The sequence below is a fragment of the Flavobacterium sp. genome (genome assembly GCF_027482425.1).
GTDB lineage: Bacteria > Bacteroidota > Bacteroidia > Flavobacteriales > Flavobacteriaceae > Flavobacterium.
Genome location: NZ_JAIXWA010000011.1, coordinates 1 through 6,646, shown reverse-complemented (window position 1 = coordinate 6,646; position 6,646 = coordinate 1). Strand labels below are relative to the sequence as shown.

The 6,646-nt window shown below is 35.8% G+C and carries 8 protein-coding genes and 1 pseudogene; 8 read left to right on the top strand and 1 reads right to left on the bottom strand.

Translation table 11 applies throughout. The features are described 5' to 3' along the window. The 6 genes and pseudogenes from Q0037_RS00625 to Q0037_RS00600 form a co-directional block, all read left to right on the top strand. Nucleotides 1–255: pseudogene (locus Q0037_RS00625) on the top strand (penicillin-binding protein); the annotation flags it as partial. 198 nt (nt 256–453) lie between these two features. Further along, on the top strand, nt 454–1,152 hold the full coding sequence (locus Q0037_RS00620; RefSeq protein ID WP_297513836.1) for a CoA transferase subunit A: 699 nt from the start codon (nt 454–456) through the stop codon (nt 1,150–1,152). A gap of 32 nt (nt 1,153–1,184) precedes the next feature. Next, entirely contained in the window at nt 1,185–1,538 is a 354-nt protein-coding gene (locus Q0037_RS00615; RefSeq protein ID WP_297513833.1) for a four helix bundle protein, read from the top strand. 34 nt (nt 1,539–1,572) lie between these two features. Beyond that, complete coding sequence (locus Q0037_RS00610) at nt 1,573–2,226, top strand: CoA transferase subunit B (protein ID WP_297513830.1); 654 nt, start codon at nt 1,573–1,575, stop codon at nt 2,224–2,226. Nucleotides 2,227–2,318: 92 nt separating this feature from the next. Beyond that, nucleotides 2,319–3,482, top strand: a complete 1,164-nt coding sequence (locus tag Q0037_RS00605) for a class I SAM-dependent rRNA methyltransferase (protein ID WP_297513828.1) — start codon at nt 2,319–2,321, stop codon at nt 3,480–3,482. A 406-nt stretch (nt 3,483–3,888) separates the two neighbouring features. Then, complete coding sequence (locus Q0037_RS00600; protein ID WP_297513825.1) at nt 3,889–5,004, top strand: ATP-binding protein; 1,116 nt, start codon at nt 3,889–3,891, stop codon at nt 5,002–5,004. A 199-nt stretch (nt 5,005–5,203) separates the two neighbouring features. On the opposite strand, the gene Q0037_RS00595 is transcribed toward Q0037_RS00600, so the two are convergent. Beyond that, nucleotides 5,204–5,554, bottom strand: a complete 351-nt coding sequence (locus Q0037_RS00595; RefSeq protein WP_297513822.1) for a helix-turn-helix domain-containing protein — start codon at nt 5,552–5,554, stop codon at nt 5,204–5,206. A gap of 117 nt (nt 5,555–5,671) precedes the next feature. Between Q0037_RS00595 and Q0037_RS00590 the strand changes: the two genes are divergently transcribed. Together Q0037_RS00590 and Q0037_RS00585 are read left to right on the top strand one after the other, a co-directional pair. Further along, nucleotides 5,672–5,992, top strand: coding sequence for a hypothetical protein (locus Q0037_RS00590; RefSeq protein WP_297513819.1), 321 nt, complete (start codon nt 5,672–5,674; stop codon nt 5,990–5,992). 19 nt (nt 5,993–6,011) lie between these two features. After that, nucleotides 6,012–6,646, top strand: a 635-nt coding sequence (locus Q0037_RS00585) for a hypothetical protein (RefSeq protein ID WP_297513817.1), incomplete at its 3' end; no start/stop codon positions are given.

Sequence of the window (6,646 nt, the reverse complement as noted above, 5' to 3'; positions counted from 1 at the left end):
GAAGACCGATCAGCACGTTTCAAAAGCATCACCTACGGACAAGGAGCCACAGCCGCTTTACCAATTTGGGGGTATTTCATGGAAAAATGCTACGAAGATCCCGACTTACAAGTCTCCAAAGACGAATTCATAAAACCCGAAGGATTTAATATTAAAGTAGATTGCTGGAGTCCGCGCGGCTCATCTACACACACCGATTCCACAGCCGTCGATCCGGTCGATGATCAAAATCTGGATGAATTTAATGGGATATAATTAAAAGCTTTTTCCTGCTGTCTGCTGTACCTGTCTGCCGAAAAAGGCAGGTCCCTCCACTTCGTAATAGGGATGCCGTTTCCAATAGGGCTAAATACCAAAATCCTGCTCCAATTGGGGCAGGATTTTTTTTGGCGCTTTCCCCTATTCTTGGGCTTTATTTCCTAAATTTACGCCACAAACCAACGAATTTTCTTCATGATTAATAAAAAAGTAAACTCGGTTGCCGAAGCCCTTCAAGGCATCGAAGACGGCATGACCATTATGTTGGGTGGCTTCGGACTTTGTGGTATTCCCGAGAATAGTATTGCCGAATTGGTACAAAAAGGAACGACGAACCTGACTTGTATTTCCAACAATGCAGGGGTTGACGATTTTGGCCTTGGTTTATTGCTTCAAAAACGCCAAATCAAAAAAATGATTTCGTCGTATGTGGGGGAAAATGCCGAATTTGAACGTCAAATGCTGTCGGGCGAATTAGAGGTCGAACTCACCCCACAAGGAACACTAGCCGAAAAATGCCGCGCTGCCCAAGCCGGTATTCCTGCGTTTTTTACGCCAGCAGGCTACGGAACCGAAGTTGCAGAAGGCAAAGAAACCCGTGAGTTCAACGGTAAAATGCACGTGATGGAATTGGCTTACAACGCCGAATTTTCCATCGTAAAAGCCTGGAAAGGCGACGAAGCTGGGAATCTCATTTTCAAAGGAACCGCTCGTAATTTTAATGCGGTTATGGCGGGTGCCGCCAAAATCACCATCGCTGAAGTAGAAGAATTGGTCCCCGCTGGAACCTTAGACCCCAACCAAATTCATATTCCCGGAATTATGGTACAACGCATTTTCCAAGGTGAAAAATTTGAAAAACGAATTGAACAACGCACCGTTAGACAGAAATAAATTTGAAAATGAGTTGATTTGAAAATTTGAAGATGAGGAATGATAAAGATAATTTAATAGTAAATAAGAGTTTTGAGTTTGCTTTAAAAATCATCGCCTTTTCTGAAGAAATTCGTCAAATAAATCGTTTTGAAATGGCTTCGCAAATTTTCAGATGTGGAACCTCTATTGGAGCCAATATAAGAGAAGCTCAAAATGCTGAAAGCAAAGCTGATTTTATTCATAAATTTAAAATTGCAGCTAAAGAAGCTGATGAAATTCAATATTGGCTAAGTTTATGTAAAGAGTCTGAATTTTACCCAAATCCAAATGAAGAATTAATCAAAGAAATACAATCAATAAATTTGATTTTATCTAAAATTATTTCTTCTAGCAAGAAGACTTAATTTTCAAATTATCAAATTATCAAATCATCAAATTATGTTAGATAAAAATCAAATTGCAAAACGAATTGCAAAAGAAGTACAAGACGGTTACTACGTGAATCTCGGGATTGGGATTCCGACTTTAGTAGCCAATTATGTACGTACCGATATTTCGGTTGAATTTCAATCGGAGAATGGTGTACTCGGTATGGGTCCGTTTCCCTTTGAAGGTGAAGAAGATGCCGACATCATCAATGCTGGAAAACAAACCATTACCACACTTCCAGGGGCCAGTTTCTTTGACTCGGCCTTTAGTTTTGGGATGATTCGTGCCCAAAAAGTAGATCTCACGATTTTAGGTGCTATGGAAGTGGCCGAAAACGGGGATATCGCCAATTGGAAAATCCCAGGTAAAATGGTAAAAGGAATGGGAGGCGCAATGGACTTAGTGGCCTCTGCCGAGAATATCATTGTTGCCATGATGCACGTAAATAAAGCGGGAGAATCAAAAATTCTTAAAAAATGTACGCTTCCATTAACCGGTGTGGGCTGCGTGAAAAAAGTCGTCACCGAATTGGCTGTTTTGGAAGTCACTCCCAACGGATTTAAATTATTGGAACGCGCTCCCGGCGTAACGGTAGACGAAATCATTCAAGCGACCGAAGCGGAATTAATCATTGAAGGTGAAGTGCCGGAGATGAGTATATAATTAATCCATTTGAAGATTTGAGAATTTGAAAATGGTCTTGTCATTTAGCTTCATTTTCAAATTTTCAAATTTTTTCATTTTCAAATCAAACTATGCTTCCAAAAGTTATATTAAAAAAAGGAAAAGAAAAATCCATTCAACGCCGCCACCCGTGGGTTTTTAGCGGTGCTATATATGGCGTAACCCAAGAAATCAATGATGGTGAATTGGTCGATGTGGTCGATGCGGATAATGAACATTTGGGCACAGGCTATTTCAGCGATAAAGGCAGTATAACTGTCCGTTTACTCACTTTTGGGACAGAATCATTTACGGCAGATTTTTGGAAAGAAAAATTAGAAGCGGCATGGGAACTGCGAAGACAGCTTTTTGATTTTTCCCAAACCAATGCTTTTCGCGTCATTCATGGTGAAGGCGATGGCATTCCTGGGTTGATTGTTGACTTTTATAATAACCATTGGGTGCTCCAGGCGCATTCAACCGGAATTTTTTTACAAATAGAAGCCATTGCTCAGGCGGTTCAAAATACTTTTCCAAAACATTGCAAAACTATCTTTTGCAAAAGTTCAAGTACTTTACCAAATACGGGGACCGATTATTTTGTGCTTGGAAATACCTCCGAAACCATCGCACAAGAAAATGGCATTTCCTTTCATGTAAACTGGGTCGAAGGGCAGAAAACCGGTTTCTTTTTGGACCAACGTGATAACCGAAAACTATTGGGCGCCTTTTCCAAAGACAAAAAAGTACTCAATACCTTTTGCTATACGGGTGGTTTTTCCATCTATGCGATGAATTCGGGTGCTGAGTTGGTCACCTCTGTCGATATTTCTCAAAAAGCAGTGGACTTAGCTTCTCGCAATATGGAACTCAATTTTCCTGGAGCCAATCATACCGCAGTGGCGGCAGATGTTTTTGAGTTTATGCGCAATCATCACCAAAACTATGATGTAATTGTCTTGGACCCGCCAGCGTTTGCCAAAAGTATCAAAAGCAAGCATACCGCCACACAAGCCTACAAACGCTTGAATGTGGCCGGACTTAAAGCATTAGCTCCCAAAGGAATTTTATTTACCTTTTCCTGCTCCCAAGTAATCGATGAAGTGTTGTTTTACAATACCGTTGCTGCCGCAGCCATCGAGTCGGGACGAACCATTCGCGTATTGCATAAACTCACCCAAGGCCCTGACCATCCGATCAACATTTACCATCCCGAAGGACACTATTTAAAGGGATTGGTTTTGTATGTGGAATAGCAATTAGTAATGATACTTTGGGAGTGATTAGTGACTGGTGATTAGTGACTGGTGACTAGTGATTAGTGAATGGTGACTGGTGACTGGTGATTGGTGACTGGTGATTGGTGTCTAGTGTCTAGTGATTAGCCGTTGTGTAAAATCTCGCTGCTATGCAAACTTTCCCAACATTGAATCACAAAAGAGCATCCCCAACGTTTTATATATCCCACAAAAAAACCTGTACATCCTTGGATCCACAGGTTTCTATAGTCTATTTTCCTTTCTCTATTTTCTATAATCTATTCTCTATTTTCTATAGCCTTTTCTCTATTTTCTTTTCCCCATAAATATAATTTATTAGGGTTTAAAACATAAAAAAATATAATATTTTGTGGTTTCATTCATTATTTATTACATTTGATGTATGATAACACGAACTATAACACAAAATTTAATTGCCGATTGCGACCATAAAAAAGCTATTGTTGTTATTGGTCCAAGACAAGTAGGTAAAACAACGTTAATTCAAAAAATAGTAGACGGTAGAAAAACCTTGTTTCTTAATGGAGATGATCCACAGACAAGATTACAAATAGCTACTGCTAATTTTCAATTTTTGTTGCAGTTGGTTATGGACTATGATACAATTGTTATTGATGAAGCGCAACGAATTGAGAATATCGGTTTGGCGATAAAAATGTTGGTTGATGCGAAATTAAACAAGCAATTTATACTTACCGGTTCTTCTTCACTTGATTTGGGGAATCAAATAAATGAACCGCTGACAGGAAGAAAATGGGAACATCAACTGTTTCCCTTATCGTGGAATGAAGTTAGAAATCACTATTCATTTGCCAATGCTTATGCGCGCTTAGAAGAATTTTTAATCTATGGAATGTATCCAGAAGTAGTTACAGAGACTCATAAACAAAAGATATTGCTACAACTTTCGAGCAGTTATTTGTATCAAGATATATTAGAATTGGTCAACATCAAAAAGCCCGATTTACTTTTAAAATTATTAAATGCGTTAGCGTTACAACTTGGTAATGAGGTTTCCTATAACGAATTAGCAAAAATCTTGGGCGTAGATCGCATGACTGTTGTGAATTATATTGATTTATTGGAGAAAGTGTATGTCATTTTTAGATTGCATCCTTTTTCAACAAACCAACGAAATGAAATCACTGCAAAACCTAAAATTTATTTTTATGATAATGGGATACGTAATGCCATCATAGGTCAATTTAATCCTCTTCAATCCAGACAAGATGTAGGTGCCTTGTTTGAAAACTTCTTTATCAGTGAAAAAATGAAGCAACTTAACTATAACGGATTTTACGGTAAAACACATTACTGGAGAAACACACAACAAGCAGAAATTGATTTTATCGAAATCATAGAAAATGAAATTTCAGCCTATGAAATAAAATATAACCCCAATAAAAAAGTAAATTTCACTAAATCATTTACAGAAAAATACCACCCAAAAGAAACGTTAGTAGTTAATAAAGATAATTTTTGGGAGTATTTACAATGATCTTTTTATACGTATTTAAAAACAAAAAAACCTTTACATCCTTGGATCCACAGGTTTCTATAGTCTATTTTCTATTCTCTTTTCTCTTTTTTCTAGAGTCTATTCTGTACAGCCTACTCTCAGTTCGCTATCCCTAGCTATGCAAAGAATACCATGTAGCATGAATTAAACCTATTTATTTTAAAGTTTTTAGGATTTATTATTTTTCCATCAACAACTTCATTACGGCAATTTGCTCTTTTAAGGCTTGTATGGTTTCTTCGTATTGTTGAATCAATTTTTCTGGAACATTCATATTTTTTACATTATTAATGTCACTTGAATTGTAAAAATTAAAAACTTTTTTGTCATCAAAACCTAAAACTTCCATGGGTTGAACTTGTAAAATAGCCGAAATTTCATTTAATCGATTGATGGTTAATTGTGTTTCACCCGATTCAATTTTACTATAGGCACGGGTCGATAAGCCCAATTGTTGTGCCATATACTCTTGCGTAAAATTTTTCAATTCACGTATTTGTTTAATCTTGGTTTCGGGTTGTTGTATCATGATAATAAGAATTAATAGTTCCAAATTAGAATAATTTAATTAATTAAAGAAACTTTTTTGTTAAATTTTCATGCCGCAGTACAGTATTTTTGTTATCCATAGTTATAAAAATGACTTATGAATGAAATAATATTACCACATGCCAATAATACAACCATTCCTATTCAGGATTTAATTCACTATTTCCAACTGAATAAATTAAACTACTTAATTATTGGCTCTAACAAAGTAACATTAACAAATCATCGCAAACCTAACTCATTAGATGTTTGGCTTCGGACACATCCCAAAATTGTTAATCACAAAGATACGTGCCAGTCAGTCAATAAAGTAATCACTCAAATTATAAAACATCAATCCTTTTCTCAAGGTCTAAGAAAATGTCCTAAAAGTAAGAGAATTTGCAAAGCTTTAGTGTTTTGTGATCATTTAAAATAAAAAACTAATAATATTAATTATGAAAAACATTTTTACCTTTTTAACACTTTTTACTTTCTCCTCGCTTTTTGCTATTGACCGATTTGTAAACCCAAATTTATCTGCGGGCAATGGTACAACTTTATTTACTACTATTACTTCTGCTGTAAATTCGGCAGTTAATGGTGACCGAATTATTGTGGCTTCAGGAACATACAACGAAGCGGCATTAACTATTGGCAAATCATTGCAAATTATGCCACAAACACCTAGTACAACTATTAACTTTAATGCTAATATCACAATCGCTGGATTTCCAGGGATGAAATTTGAGATTACTGGATTTAATTTAGGTATTTATTCATTTAACTCTAGTCAAATTACATCAGGTAGCTATGCAAATAGGGCAAAAATTTCAATTATTGAATGTTCGGGTGTAAATATTAATATTAATAATGAATTTTATGATTCAAACATAATAAAAAATAATTTTACAAATGAAATTATAATTAAGTATGGAAATATTGCAGTTAATAATTGCAATACTATTAAATTAACAGATGAAAGTTTAACAAACCAAAATGTAAATGAAAAAAACTTAATAGTTGCAAATACAGTATCTTCAATAATTATATATAATGATGATTTCAAGGTGGTAGTTGCAAATAATTCACT

Coding starts and splice junctions, on each gene's coding strand:
- Q0037_RS00620 (WP_297513836.1), top strand. CDS start 454: ATGATTAATAAAAAAGTAAACTCGGTTGCCGAAGCCCTTCAAGGCATC.
- Q0037_RS00615 (WP_297513833.1), top strand. CDS start 1,185: ATGAGGAATGATAAAGATAATTTAATAGTAAATAAGAGTTTTGAGTTT.
- Q0037_RS00610 (WP_297513830.1), top strand. CDS start 1,573: ATGTTAGATAAAAATCAAATTGCAAAACGAATTGCAAAAGAAGTACAA.
- Q0037_RS00605 (WP_297513828.1), top strand. CDS start 2,319: ATGCTTCCAAAAGTTATATTAAAAAAAGGAAAAGAAAAATCCATTCAA.
- Q0037_RS00600 (WP_297513825.1), top strand. CDS start 3,889: ATGATAACACGAACTATAACACAAAATTTAATTGCCGATTGCGACCAT.
- Q0037_RS00595 (WP_297513822.1), bottom strand. CDS start 5,554: ATGATACAACAACCCGAAACCAAGATTAAACAAATACGTGAATTGAAA.
- Q0037_RS00590 (WP_297513819.1), top strand. CDS start 5,672: ATGAATGAAATAATATTACCACATGCCAATAATACAACCATTCCTATT.